21 protein-coding genes are annotated in these 12359 nt (G+C 49.7%); 5 read left to right on the forward strand and 16 right to left on the reverse strand.

The features are described 5' to 3' along the window. Positions 1-305 precede the first annotated feature (305 nt). On the forward strand, positions 306-617 hold the full coding sequence (locus ACXPUX_RS10135) for a helix-turn-helix domain-containing protein (RefSeq protein ID WP_181573026.1): 312 nt from the start codon (positions 306-308) through the stop codon (positions 615-617). Positions 618-738: 121 nt separating this feature from the next. Here ACXPUX_RS10135 and ACXPUX_RS10140 read toward each other — a convergent pair whose 3' ends face one another. The 8 genes from ACXPUX_RS10140 to ACXPUX_RS10175 form a co-directional block, all read right to left on the reverse strand. Next, positions 739-942: a hypothetical protein gene (locus ACXPUX_RS10140; protein WP_458828195.1), complete on the reverse strand. Its 204-nt coding sequence runs from the start codon at positions 940-942 to the stop codon at positions 739-741. Next, a complete protein-coding gene (locus tag ACXPUX_RS10145) occupies positions 942-1274 on the reverse strand; it encodes a YodL domain-containing protein (RefSeq protein WP_458828197.1) in 333 nt (110 codons plus the stop codon). Before ACXPUX_RS10145 ends, ACXPUX_RS10140 begins: the two co-directional genes overlap by 1 nt. Positions 1275-1376: 102 nt before the next feature. Beyond that, positions 1377-1568 (reverse strand): hypothetical protein, encoded by a 192-nt coding sequence (locus ACXPUX_RS10150; RefSeq protein WP_158401673.1) that lies wholly within the window; start codon positions 1566-1568, stop codon positions 1377-1379. A gap of 3 nt (positions 1569-1571) precedes the next feature. Continuing rightward, entirely contained in the window at positions 1572-1823 is a 252-nt protein-coding gene (locus tag ACXPUX_RS10155; RefSeq protein ID WP_458828198.1) for a hypothetical protein, read from the reverse strand. Between the two features lie 16 nt (positions 1824-1839). Further along, entirely contained in the window at positions 1840-2181 is a 342-nt protein-coding gene (locus ACXPUX_RS10160; protein ID WP_349150458.1) for a hypothetical protein, read from the reverse strand. A gap of 3 nt (positions 2182-2184) precedes the next feature. Then, positions 2185-2445: a hypothetical protein gene (locus ACXPUX_RS10165; protein WP_349150457.1), complete on the reverse strand. Its 261-nt coding sequence runs from the start codon at positions 2443-2445 to the stop codon at positions 2185-2187. Beyond that, a complete protein-coding gene (locus tag ACXPUX_RS10170) occupies positions 2442-2678 on the reverse strand; it encodes a hypothetical protein (protein WP_349150456.1) in 237 nt (78 codons plus the stop codon). Before ACXPUX_RS10170 ends, ACXPUX_RS10165 begins: the two co-directional genes overlap by 4 nt. Before the next feature lie 6 nt (positions 2679-2684). Beyond that, entirely contained in the window at positions 2685-2819 is a 135-nt protein-coding gene (locus ACXPUX_RS10175) for a hypothetical protein (protein WP_278320435.1), read from the reverse strand. Positions 2820-2951: 132 nt separating this feature from the next. On the opposite strand from ACXPUX_RS10175, the gene ACXPUX_RS10180 reads away from it, so the two are divergent. After that, positions 2952-3221, forward strand: a complete 270-nt coding sequence (locus tag ACXPUX_RS10180) for a helix-turn-helix domain-containing protein (RefSeq protein WP_223451421.1) — start codon at positions 2952-2954, stop codon at positions 3219-3221. 316 nt (positions 3222-3537) lie between these two features. On the opposite strand, the gene ACXPUX_RS10185 is transcribed toward ACXPUX_RS10180, so the two are convergent. From ACXPUX_RS10185 to ACXPUX_RS10195, 3 genes are read right to left on the reverse strand one after another with little or no spacing between them, the layout of a single operon-like run. Next, positions 3538-3912: a DUF3846 domain-containing protein gene (locus ACXPUX_RS10185; protein ID WP_458828199.1), complete on the reverse strand. Its 375-nt coding sequence runs from the start codon at positions 3910-3912 to the stop codon at positions 3538-3540. Then, on the reverse strand, positions 3909-4664 hold the full coding sequence (locus tag ACXPUX_RS10190) for a BRO family protein (protein WP_458828200.1): 756 nt from the start codon (positions 4662-4664) through the stop codon (positions 3909-3911). Before ACXPUX_RS10190 ends, ACXPUX_RS10185 begins: the two co-directional genes overlap by 4 nt. Further along, positions 4661-5254 (reverse strand): hypothetical protein, encoded by a 594-nt coding sequence (locus ACXPUX_RS10195; protein WP_458828201.1) that lies wholly within the window; start codon positions 5252-5254, stop codon positions 4661-4663. The genes ACXPUX_RS10190 and ACXPUX_RS10195 overlap by 4 nt, the downstream gene beginning before the upstream one ends. A gap of 138 nt (positions 5255-5392) precedes the next feature. Between ACXPUX_RS10195 and ACXPUX_RS10200 the strand changes: the two genes are divergently transcribed. Both ACXPUX_RS10200 and ACXPUX_RS10205 read left to right on the forward strand, forming a co-directional pair. After that, positions 5393-5728 carry a hypothetical protein gene (locus ACXPUX_RS10200; protein ID WP_458828202.1) on the forward strand — a complete coding sequence of 112 codons (336 nt, stop codon included), beginning with the start codon at positions 5393-5395 and terminating at the stop codon, positions 5726-5728. Positions 5729-5739: 11 nt separating this feature from the next. After that, positions 5740-6780 carry an SAP domain-containing protein gene (locus ACXPUX_RS10205; RefSeq protein WP_458828203.1) on the forward strand — a complete coding sequence of 347 codons (1041 nt, stop codon included), beginning with the start codon at positions 5740-5742 and terminating at the stop codon, positions 6778-6780. A gap of 49 nt (positions 6781-6829) precedes the next feature. On the opposite strand, the gene ACXPUX_RS10210 is transcribed toward ACXPUX_RS10205, so the two are convergent. After that, on the reverse strand, positions 6830-6961 hold the full coding sequence (locus ACXPUX_RS10210; protein WP_458828204.1) for a hypothetical protein: 132 nt from the start codon (positions 6959-6961) through the stop codon (positions 6830-6832). 195 nt (positions 6962-7156) lie between these two features. On the opposite strand from ACXPUX_RS10210, the gene ACXPUX_RS10215 reads away from it, so the two are divergent. Continuing rightward, positions 7157-8263 carry a tyrosine-type recombinase/integrase gene (locus ACXPUX_RS10215; protein ID WP_458828206.1) on the forward strand — a complete coding sequence of 369 codons (1107 nt, stop codon included), beginning with the start codon at positions 7157-7159 and terminating at the stop codon, positions 8261-8263. A gap of 266 nt (positions 8264-8529) precedes the next feature. Here ACXPUX_RS10215 and guaA read toward each other — a convergent pair whose 3' ends face one another. From guaA to pfkA, 4 genes are all read right to left on the reverse strand, one after another. Next, a complete protein-coding gene (gene guaA, locus ACXPUX_RS10220) occupies positions 8530-10080 on the reverse strand; it encodes a glutamine-hydrolyzing GMP synthase (protein WP_349185558.1) in 1551 nt (516 codons plus the stop codon). A gap of 92 nt (positions 10081-10172) precedes the next feature. Then, positions 10173-10808 (reverse strand): GyrI-like domain-containing protein, encoded by a 636-nt coding sequence (locus tag ACXPUX_RS10225; RefSeq protein WP_458828207.1) that lies wholly within the window; start codon positions 10806-10808, stop codon positions 10173-10175. Then, a complete protein-coding gene (locus ACXPUX_RS10230) occupies positions 10798-11181 on the reverse strand; it encodes an MmcQ/YjbR family DNA-binding protein (RefSeq protein ID WP_458828208.1) in 384 nt (127 codons plus the stop codon). The genes ACXPUX_RS10225 and ACXPUX_RS10230 overlap by 11 nt, the downstream gene beginning before the upstream one ends. A gap of 162 nt (positions 11182-11343) precedes the next feature. Beyond that, positions 11344-12318 (reverse strand): 6-phosphofructokinase, encoded by a 975-nt coding sequence (pfkA, locus tag ACXPUX_RS10235; RefSeq protein ID WP_005925738.1) that lies wholly within the window; start codon positions 12316-12318, stop codon positions 11344-11346. Between the last annotated feature and the right edge of the window lie 41 nt (positions 12319-12359).

Here is a 12359-nt window from a genome sequence, read left to right on the forward strand (position 1 = left end):
CGCGTTCCCCTGTCGTTAAGCGAAGCTGTCATGGGAGCGGCGCTATAACTGCACAGCATCCAACTTGCGGCTGTTGTCCGCTATGCTTTGCAGCGGCGCTTGTCTTTAGGAGGTCAACGTTCATGGTTCGTATTGCGTGGTACGAATGAACCCCTTTGCTGAGAGGTTCTGGGGGAACGCGCTGAATGGTAAGCGCTGTACCCTTTCACTTAACATTTGTTCTGTACAAGTGTATTATAATCCATCAATTGCAATGTTTCAAGCTGTTTAAGTATCAATTGATGGATTTTGTGAGGATACACAAAATGACAACCGAAAATTTGTATGATTCTATCGCCCTTGCGGAAAACATCAAAATTCAGGCAAAGGCACGCAATATCCAGCTGAAGGATATGTACGCTGAACTCGGAATGAGCAAAGGCGTTCTTTCCAACTTGCGAACCGGTCGCATGATTGCCGCCGACAGTCTGGCGCGCATCGCTGACTACTTGGACTGCTCCATGGACTTCCTTATGGGGCGCACCGTTGACCCCGCTGTGCAGCGTATGGAGTTAACAGATGAAGAACGCCAAAAGGTTACGGATTTCCTGCAGTTCATTCTGAGCCAGCGGAAATAATGTTCAGAGCCGCTCCGATGGCTCTATTTTGCGTTTTCTATTCTCCCGCATGGAATTTGCCGTCCGGCAGGATATGCGGCTCAAATCGCTTCTCTGTGGACGTTTGTTCGATTTGGTGAAATCAGCCATCAATGACGAAGTGCACGCCCTCGGTGATAAGCACCGTACCGCGATGCTCGTCATTGACGATGGTTGTCCGTTTGCCGATGTACTCAACTGGCAGTTCGCCCCGCTTCACTCGTTCAAGGTTGTACGGAGATGCTTCCCAACGTCCCTTGTAGGACTCTGGGATCTTGCGCCACTCCGCTTTTGTGTAGTGACGCATCAGGTCTGCCCCCATTCTTCCTCATTCAGTTCCATCCAGCCGTAGGGGTCGCAGTACCACCAGCTGGATGCACCATCCTCGGTGAGCCGCACGATATCGGACACGCTCATGCTGTGGCCAGAGAAATCAACGGGTCGATTCGACCCGTTGAAGAGTGCGAACAGTCGAAGAAGCATCCTGCCCACTTCCGGGACAGACGGAATCTCACCGCCGTATACCCGGCGGTGGTTCTCCCGGTGGATGCCGCCCAGCTGTGCGGCCTGATCGGATGCCATGAACCACAGTTTTACCTGCTCCATGTCCTCTTTCAGCTGGTAGATCTCATACTTCATGTGAATCTTCCTTTCCTTGGTTTGCGGTGTTGGTTCCCGCGACCATCTTCGTGATGCCACGAAAATGGTTTCGGCCGATACCAGCGGCCATCATCAGGCGGGTTATTCTTTCCAGTTGCGGCCTGCACCAATCGATGCATCCCGGATGGAGAGGATTTTGTTCTTTCCTGTGCGCGTGCTGCGGAACTCCTGCATCGCTTCCCGAAAGGCATCGTCTTCAGCCAGTTCCCACGACTCAAAGTGGTAATACCGAATCTCGCCATCCTCGGCCTGATATTTAATTTCAATGTTCACGGCTCAAGCCCCCTCGATCTCCACGCACTTGATGCTGTTGCGAAGGTACTTTCGCCCCCGGAGTGCTTCGCAAGCGGCGCACAGGTCATCGACCTTGCACCGCAAGAGGATGTCCTCAATCTCGCTGCTCCCCTGCCGGTTATCGTATGCAGCCTTAACGACCGCTGCTCGGTCATCATCCAGCAGGATGGTCACGCTGGCTTCGCCTTCCTCGCCCTTCGCGCGGATGTCGTAGGTGAAAATGACATTCTTCATGGTTTAGGCTCCTTTCTCACAGCTTGCGCAGGTTCGCATACTGGCGAAACAGGTCTTGGACGTATGCTCTGTGGATGGTCGAGCTGAACCACATCTCTGCATTCCGACCCGATCGAACCGGCGGGATCCATCCGGCCATTTCCACCACATCCGCATCGTAATCATTGGGATTTTGTTTGATTGTCGCCGCCAGCACCCTCAGAACCCGTGCGATGCCGTACTTTTGCACCATGTCCTTTGCATTTATGCGGGTCATTTCGACGGCAAGCGTTTCCAGCTTGTCACGCTCGGCAAACCATTCCTCCCGATTTTGGACCGGAATAGTGGTCAGCTGCTTCATAAGTTCTTTGTCGAACATCCTTCATTCCTCCTTTGGATCCAGCCGGAAAGCATTGAACATCCAATGGCCTTCCCCATCGCAGACGCTTTCTACCGTGCAGAGGTTGTCGAGCGCAATGCTCATCGGCGAGCCGTATGTGCCACGCACCCACAGGCCCGCCCTCTCTGCCAGCGTCCAGAAGTAGTTCACCTCAATGCCAGGATTCTTCAGCTGAGGCGGCATGTGCTTTGTAAAAGCCGCCCGGATGAAGTTCTCACACCATTCAACCTTGATGTTTTTCATGCTTCGGTCTCCTCGCTTTTGGCTTTCTGCTCGAGATCAAGCAGTTCGTTGTAAATCCTTTCGGCCTCGTCGCTAGTCAGGTTGAACTGCTCGATCAGGTCAGGAAGGGCATCTGCCCTCCAGCCCCCTTCATAGAGAGAAGCTGCTGTGTACTGGGTGCCGTACTCCTCCTGTCCGCCGCAGCGGAGACCATCGCGCCAGTTCTCGTAATCGGTCTCTGTCATGCTCAGCATCATCGTTTAGCCCTCCTCAACGACCCATCCGGCACAATAGCCGGGATCGCGAAGCCTTGCCTTTGCAAGTGCTTCATCGAATGTCCGGGCACGGACCCGGACAGGCGGCAGGTCGCCGCCCACGATTTCCCATGTAGCCATGGGTGCTATAAATCTCTCCATGTTGTTTTTCCTTTCTGTCTAACAGGTGAATGAATCATTTGTTAGATATATTATAATCTCACAAAAGTGAGATATCAATACGATATTCTCATTTTTGTGAGATTCATGCTTTTGCACAAAAAGGTGGTGTTCTATTTGTTGTTTTGGGAACGTTTTTATCGGATGTGCGAAATCCGCGGAACAAAGCCAAATCCGCTTGCCAAAGAGCTTGGCATCTCATCTGGAGCCGTCACACGCTGGAAGAATGCAGAAGATCCTCCGTCTGGAAAAACGCTCATGCTGCTTGCGGACAAACTGGATTGTTCCGTTGATTACCTGCTTGGCCGCACCGATGATCCTGTTCTTCATCAATTGGATTCGTCCTCGTCATCAGCCATATAACGCGCGCGCCCGCGCGTGATGAAGACGATAGTCTTCATATCTTCTTATTCTTTTTCTTCTTCTTTTCTTAAGAAGATGGGTTTTTTCGGTTTTTAAAAAACCCAATGGGTTTTCACATTTCACGCACATTTGGAAAAACCATCGATTTATCAAGAACTATCTCGCATTCAATTTTGATATTTGACCTTCAAATTTGAATTTTCGACCTTGAATTTCACTTTTATGTTCGTGTTTTTCAAAACCCATCAAAACCCAAAAAAGCGAACGTAACCGAAAAAACCCATTCGGTTTTTTCGGTTTTTGAGAAAGGCGGGGTTTACACCCCGCCAGGAACCACCTTGGAGATAATGAGCCGCCCTGCGAAGCGTCCAAACTTCTCCGGCGTGTGGAACACCTTCTCGAAGTAGGCCTCATCCTCTTCCCGCAGATCCGCGAAGTCCTCTGCCGAGAGCCCAACTACCAAGAACGTGCCGGCAATGATGTCGTAGGGCTTACCGTTCTTGTACAACGCCCGGTTCAGTTCAAGCCCGCAGCACTTGCCCTCCTCATTGCAGATCAGGCCGACCGGGCGGCGTTCATCCGGGTAAATTACCTCAATATAGCCGCCTACAAGGCTCTGCAGGCTTGCAAGTTCGTTGGCAACGTCAATGCGTTCCGGGGCTTTGCCCGGCTCAATTTTCAGTGCTTTCATGGCTTAATTCTCCTTGTAAAACAGCATGATGATTGTTCCGTATTCGTAAGGAATATTTCGTTAAAATACTTTCTTCCTAGAAAGGAGACCTTTATTGTCCTCCCGGACATCTCAAACAGCCCCAAATCCATGGATTTTTTTGTTGGGAAGTGTTCCTCTGACCTAGAGCCTCTTGTCATGTATCCATTTTCAAAGAAATATGCAAACAAACGGTTTCGACCAATATTTACGCCATTCTGACGTAGAAAAGTTGCATATTCACCCACTGAGATGCTATCTTCTCTTATAATTTCGGCTCCGAATGAGTTTCGATTTTTTTCCTCAAGAATTGCAATTCTTGCATTTGCTTTTTCGATCTGCTTTTGTGCCAAAATCAAAGCACGTGCCATGATCTCTTTATTGGTCAGTTGTTCTTGTCCAGCAAGGTATCCACCGGTCTTTCTGATAGATGGAAGCACCGTGCTCGTCACCCACCGCTTGAAACGCTTTGCCGATTCGAGCTTGCTGGAGAATATCAAACTGTATAGGCCAGATTCGTTAATGATGGTCATAGTTCTTTTCTGGCCTGACCCGTCAAAACAACGGGTCAGCTTATCCTCTACGTCAACATGATTGCGGATTGCTTGGTCACAATCAGTGTAGCCCAGCGCTGTGGCCACATCCTTGCCCACAAACCATGGATTGCCATCAATGCTCTGCGTTCGGATGATGCCGAACTCTGCATTTTCAAAGGCAAGTATGTTTCCCGTCATTTTTCGTTCTCCTTTCTGTTCAGCTGGTACCCAGTGCCGCGATAGCTGATGATGTACCGGTAATCCGGCGTGCGGAATACCTCAATGCGGCTCTTATCCACGTTCTTGATGCCCAGTTTCCGGCGAATGAACGGAACGGCAATCTTGATGGTTTGGGCGTTGGTCATGTCCTTATTCTGGCGACTCGGGCACTGTGCATAGCGGCGCATCCGTACCTTGCTAACGGCTTCCGCATCCGCTTCTGTGCCATAGAACTTGTTGGAATCTCCATATCCATTCACTTCGTAGAAGCGCTGGCTGCTGACCGGCTCCAGACGGTTATTCCAAATCGTGTTGACGCAGTAGGCCACATCCCGACGTACGTTCTCTTTCTCGGCCACACGGCCGACAAACAGTTCCGTTCCCTGCTTATCCCAGCCATTGGAAAAGGTTCGAAGCAGAACTCGAATTATCTCCGTACCGTTGGTCAAATCAACCTTGGTGATTTCACCTTGGCTCCCGCTCATGCTTGCTGTGTTGAAGTGATATCCACGCGCCAAGTACTTGCTTACTTCAGTGGTGAACATTTTGTTGATGTCTGCAAATTTCATGCTATGCACTCCTTATCTAACAGGTGTACGATTCATTTGTTAGATATTATACTAGCAAACGCTAGTGTTTTCAAGTCGTATAGGCGCTAGCATTTGCTATTTTGTTATTTTGCTAAATTTTTCATGGAGGATTTGTTGATGTTTTATGATAATTTCAAGAAATACTGTGATATTCGTGGTGTTACGCCAACAAAAGTTGCCCTTGCTTGCGGTTTAAGCAATGCAGCACCTAGCGGATGGAAGCGACGCGGAACCACCCCCAAGGCTGACGTTGTTGCTCAACTAGCAAGATATCTTAGTGTTTCAACGAACGAGTTGCTAGACGGCGTTAGTTATGAACCTTCTTCTAGCATGACCAAAGATCAGCAACTGCTATTGGATGCAGCAAAAGGTCTAACAACTGTTGAGGTTCAAGAAGTTCTGCGCTATATTCGTTTTTTAAAGTACAGCGAACGGGAGCAGTTGCCGCAATAAGGAGATAAATCATGGGATTCTTTGACAGACTTTTCCATCGCAAGAAATCCGACATTCCAGCTTGCCCTCCAGTTCCGAAGGTTGTGCCTTTCAGCGAATTTAAGCCAAAAACATCTGAAGAAATCCAAAAGATGAATGACGATCATGCTGCAAACTTGGACAGAATCGACCTATCAGATATCGAAAGTTCTCCCGCCTACGCTGGAACGTTTACATTCTGGGAGTTGGAGTTCCTGTCCGATATAGAGCGAATCAAATTCAACTCTCCTTCCATAGGAAGATATTGGACAACGCAACGGGGCATTGATTTTAATTCGCTCCTTCATCGTCTATGGGGTGCAGGCTACATTTCTTCTGTTTCCCCGTCAATGGATCTCTCCGCATTTAAAGTCCCCAAACTAAAGAATATACTGTCTACCCACAATCTTCCTGTTAATGGAACTAAAAGCGTTTTGATCCAGCGGATTATTGATAACATTTCTACTTCCAGCTTAAAAAAAGAAGGACTTATTGGAAATCGCTATTTAGTGACTGAAGCCGGTCATTTTGCGATTCATGAAAGTCGTCAAAAGCAAATTGAAAAAGATATGTCCACTGCGTACGCATATCGCATTCATGGGGAGTACAGTTGCTGGCGCAGTTGTATGTGGAAAGTTATGGATCTTTATGATTCTGAGGAACAGTGGCCTTTAGCACTTAGCACAGCAATCAAGCTCTACCGCTTCGATTTGTTTTATTTTTCCACGTTGGAAGCCTATAACAGCTATTTATCTTCTCGCCGCTGCGGCCTTCCTGTTAAATCGCAGGCTATGATTGCTCCCAGAATCATAGGTAATGTAATAAAATTTATAGGGAACGGTTCTGTTAGTGCATCGGAACTTGATGAAATTTATAATGAATCTTTTCTTGAGAATGATTTCCCGGACTGTATATGCTCAAAATCCGAGGCTTTTTCTTTGCTAAAAAGATACTTGACTGAAGATTACGATGCTTTAGCCCCTGTTGTTGATGGCTACAACAAACGCTTCGATGCTCGGCATTCCAAAAAATAAAACAGCCATTCTCACGCTTGATAGTATGAGAATGGCTGTTGCACAGAGATTAGCGCTGTTTCAGCTGGCTAATGTATTCAAGCACTTGCTGGATTTGGTCAGCAGTCAAATCCTTGATTTCATCCTTCAAGGCATCGTCAAGAACTTTTCTGTACTCTGTGTATTCCATTGTAGAAGCCATTAAATTTTCACCTCTTCCCGGCACACAACCCGTGCACTCTAAAAAGAGTAAATCTCAATCTTTTTATTTTCCAGCATTTGGAAGATTATAACGAATTTTGTGATAAAATAACGGAATGCGTTATTTTATACAAAAAACACCCCGGCCATTATAAAAATGGTCGGGGATTTATAAACTCTTCAGGAGGTATATTCGATGCCCTGCTATAAAGACGAGAAGCTTGGCACTTGGTACTGCCAATTCTATTACACAGACTTCACAGGAGTTAAGAAACAGAAGCGTAAACGTGGTTTCAAAACCCGGCGTGAAGCATTGGAATGGGAGCGAGAATTTCAACTCAAAAAATCCAAGAACTGTGATATGACATTGTCCAGTTTTGTTGATTTATATTTTGCCGATATGAAAGGCAGACTTCGCGATTCCACGATTGACAATAAGCGGCAAATTTTTGACACAAAAATCATTCCATATCTTGGGAAACGAAAAATGGATGAAATCACCGCCATGGATATTCGTGAATGGCAAAAAACTGTAAAAAAGGCAGGCGAGGACACTGGCCTCCCGTATGCTGAAACATATCTATTGACCATCCACTCCCAGCTAAATGCGCTTTTCAGCTATGCACAAAAAATGTACCAGCTTCCTAAAAATCCTTGTTCCATTGCTGGGCCTATGGGTTCATCTGTCACCGAAGAAATGCTGATTATCACAAAAGACCAGTACGATATTCTTCGGAAGCATTTTCGCAACGAAGCATATTTGTTGGCTTTCGATGTATTATTTTGGTCCGGGTGCCGTGAAGGTGAAATGCTGGCGCTCCAGCCAAAAGACTTGACCGATACCGATGAGCTAAAAATTTATAAAACATATCGCAGAAAAAACGGACAAGATATTCTCGGTCCCACCAAGAACAGTAAAAAAGGAGGCAACCGGAATGTGCCCATCCCCCATTGGCTGGCAGAAGAATTCCGTTCCTACTGCTCCAAACTGTACGGCCTAACCCCCGATGAACGAGTGTTTTACATGACCTGCACATCACTTAACAAGGAGTTGACCCGCTGCACCAGAATCGCCTCTTTGCCGGACATTCGCGTACATGATCTGCGACACAGCCACGCTTCCCTTTGCATCGAACTTGGATACTCTGCCCTGCTTGTTGCCAAGCGTTTGGGCGACACCGTTCCGGTAGTTATGAAAACATACGCCCACCTGTACCCAAACAAGCAAGCCGAACTTGTCTCCAAGCTGGAGGACCTTGCCGCCCCTGAAAATGAGGATTCCGGTTACTTGGGAAGCTTATAGTATCACCCCACTGTCAGGCAACAATGCCCTATTTCCGATAATGTCACGGTCGTTTCTTAATGTCAATAATGTCAAAAAGACCCCTGAAAGTTTCGATTTCTCGTCACTTTCAGGGGTCTTTCAAATTATTCTCAAATGTTAAACCGCGAAGGCTCGTTGAATTATAATTCAGACCGTTTTTTCGTGGCTTAATGTCAAACTAATGTCACGGCGCATTTTTTCTTTCGACTATACTCGTAGCATCGTTAAAAGTTTGCGTCATTCCATTATTCGAGCTCAATCGTTGCAGGCGGCTTACCGGTGCAATCGTAGAACACGCGGTTGACGTGCTTGACCTCGTTGACGATGCGGCTGGTGACAGTTCCCAGAACATCCCACGGCATATCGTAGCTTTCTGCGGTCATGAAGTCCGTGGTGGTCACGGCGCGCAGCGCAACGGCGTAATCGTAGGTGCGCTCATCACCCATAACGCCAACGCTGTGCATATTGGTCAAAGCTGCGTAATACTGGCTGATCTCCTTATCCAGACCGGCCTTGGCGATCTCCTCACGCCAGATGGCGTCAGCGTCCTGCACGATGGTGACCTTCTCGGGGGTCACCTCGCCGATGATGCGGATGCCCAGACCGGGGCCGGGGAACGGCTGACGGCTGACCAGATACTCGGGCAGACCCAGTTCGCGGCCGGCCTGACGGACCTCGTCCTTGAACAGGTTGCGCAGAGGCTCCACCAGCTCCTTGAAGTCCACGGTATCGGGCAGACCGCCCACGTTGTGGTGGCTCTTGATGACGGTGGACTCACCGCCCAGACCGCTCTCCACCACGTCGGGGTAGATGGTGCCCTGTGCAAGGAAGTCCACCTTGCCGATCTTCTTGGCCTCTTCCTCGAACACGCGGATGAACTCTTCGCCGATGATCTTGCGCTTGCGCTCCGGCTCAGTGACGCCCTTCAGCTTGCTGAAGTAGCGGTCGCGGGCATCCACGCAGATGAAGTTGATGTCAAAGCCGTTAGCATTGCCCGGGCCAAAGACAGAGCAGACCTCTTCCTTTTCGTTCTTGCGCAGCAGGCCGTGATCCACGAACACGCAGGTCAGCTGCTTGCCGATGGCTTTGGCCAGCATAGCGGCCAGCACGGAGGAATCCACGCCGCCGGACAGGGCACACAGCACCTTGCCCTCGCCGATGCGCTCCCGCAGAGCCTTGACATTATTCTCTACAAAGGAATCCATCTTCCAGTCGCCGGAGCAGCCGCAGACATTGTACACGAAGTTGCGCAGCATCTTTTTGCCCTCGGCGGTGTGCAGCACCTCCGGGTGGAACTGCACAGCGTACAGACCCTTTTCGGCATTTTCAACAGCTGCAACAGGGCAATTTGCGGTGTGGGCAGTGATCTCAAAGCCGGGAGCCGCCTGCTCGATGTAGTCGTTGTGGCTCATCCAGCAGATGGTAGAGGGCTGCACATCGGTAAACAGCTTGCTCTCGGTGTTCACGAACACCTCGGTCTTGCCGTACTCACGCTCGGGAGCACGGCAGACATGACCGCCCAGCAGGTGCATCATCAGCTGGCTGCCGTAGCAGATGCCCAGCACAGGCACGCCCCAGCTGAAGATCTCGGGGTCGATGGTGGGAGAGTCCTCCAGATAAACGCTGTTGGGGCCGCCGGTGAAGATGATGCCCTTGGGATTCTTGGCCTTGATGACCGAAAGATCGGTTTTATAGGAATAGATCTCGCAGTAGACATTATTTTCTCGGACGCGGCGGGCAATCAGCTGATTGTACTGTCCGCCAAAGTCCAGCACGATGACAGTTTCATGCTGCATGATGTTTTCCTCCATTTTTTAGTGTGTTTTACAGATAATTTTAGTATAGCACATCTTACAATAAAAAGCGACAGTTTTTGTGAAGTTTTCTGTTATTCTATTTTGCGGATCGGATGCCGCAGCACGGTTTTCAGCTTCTCCGGTGCGGTGCGGCGCGGGTCGCCCAGATAGATCTCGTGATGGAAGCGTGTGTCTGAAAAATCCGGGCAATATCCCTGCTCCGCTGCAAACGCATCCAGCTGCCGCAGGGTCTCCGGTTCGGTGTCATAGGAGCCGATGTGCATACATTGTACGCACAGGCCTTCATCGTAGGTGAAAAATTCCACCTTAGAAAAGTCTTTTTTCTTTTTGGTTGTTGCCTCCTGCACTGCCCAGTCAAATTCGGCACGGGTGACAAATTCCGGCAGACGGATCATGGAGGTCCAGATAAAGGTCTCCTTGTTGAAAAAATCCACGCCCTCTACCCCGGGCTGATGCCACAGCCCTTCCAGCGGCGGAACGACATATTCAAAATAGCCGTCCATCTTATGGCTGCCCTTGTAGCTCATTTTAATGGTAAATGCAATACCGTACAGAAGCTCCAGCGCTGCCTTGTATTCCCCTGCCGGGTCGTTGGGGTCGCCTTTGCCCTGTACCGCCACAAAATTCATCGCAGGGACGGTGATGATCTGCGATTTCTGCGGCGGGAGATAGAACTCTTTATATTCTTTCTTATAGTCAAATGGCATCCTTCTTTTCTCCTTCCAGCAGCGCACGCTGTTTCTTTTTGCTGAAGCCGCCCAGCACCAGCCGATAGGATTTTTCCAGCATCTCCCGCAGCAATGCGTCCGGCACGTTTCCATCTGCTTTTACGGAGTTCCAATGCACCTTATTCATATAGTAGCCCGGAATGATATCCTCATACTGTCGGCGCAAAAAATCACCCTCGGCGGGGGCCAGCTTGCAGGTAATATATACCGGCTTTCCTGTGGCATCATCCAGACAGACGGCTGCAAACATTTTGCCGCCGATGTGGTATCTTATCCAGTTCCACTCTGCCTGTAAGTCTTTGGTAACACCAGGCTTTTGCAGAAGATCCGAGTCGATCCAGCTGTATTTCATGGCAGCACCTCCGTTTTTCTCAGTATAACTGATTTAGAGGCGTCTGTAAACAAAAAGTTGTTAATTATTACTCGTAATATGTCACTTCTGAAAAAAAGACAGTAAAAAAGAGCCATCCACTCAGAAAAACCGAACGGATAGCTCTTGTATTTGCCGTTAAAATCAGATGGAAATAGTGTTGCACACATCCACCAGCACGGGGTCAAGGCTCTTGGTCATCTCCAAAGCCTCGTCCACGGGGTAGTCCACCAGCTTCTCGCCCTTCATGCCGACGATGCGGTTATACTTGCCCTGCTCCAGCAGGCAGACGGCCTGATAGCCCATGGCAGAAGCATTCACTCGGTCGCGCAGGGTGGGAGAACCGCCGCGCTGCACATGACCCAGAATGGTTGCGCGGGAATCGATACCGGTGCGGGCCTGAATTTCATTGGCGATCTCCTGTGCATGACCCACGCCCTCGGCCACAATGATGATAAAGTGACGCTTGCCGGTCTTCTGGGTCTCGGCGATCTTATCCAGAATGTCGCGCTGCATATCGAATTCCTTCTCGGGCAGCAGCACAGCCATAGCGCCGGAGGCGATGGCCACGTTCAGAGCGATGTAACCGGCGTTGCGCCCCATGACCTCGACCACACTGCAGCGGTCGTGGCTCTGGGTGGTGTCGCGCAGTTTGTCGATCATTTCCAGCGCGGTGTTCATGGCGGTATCGTAGCCGATGGTGTAATCGGTGCAGCCGATATCGTTATCAATGGTACCGGGCAGGCCGATCATGGGGATGCCGCGGTGTGCCAGTGCGCGGGCACCGCGGTAGGAGCCGTCGCCGCCGATAACGACCAGCGCATCAATGCCCAGCTCGCGGCACTTTTCAGCGCCCTTATCCTGACCTTCCTTGGTCTTGAACTCCAGGCAGCGTGCCGTATACAGAATGGTGCCGCCAGCAGAGATGATGTTAGAAACGCTGCGCAGGTTCATTTCAAAGCACTCGCCGTTCAGCAGGCCGTTATAGCCGCGCTGAATGCCGATCATACGGAAGCCCTTATGCAGGCCGGTGCGTACCACAGCGCGCACAGCAGCGTTCATGCCGGGAGCATCACCACCGCTCGTAAGCACGCCAATCGTTTTGATTTGCTTTTCCATATGAGAGATTCCCTCCAATTTACAGTTCAGTTCTTCATTTA

It is taken from the genome of Faecalibacterium sp. PGM34, assembly GCF_054456555.1.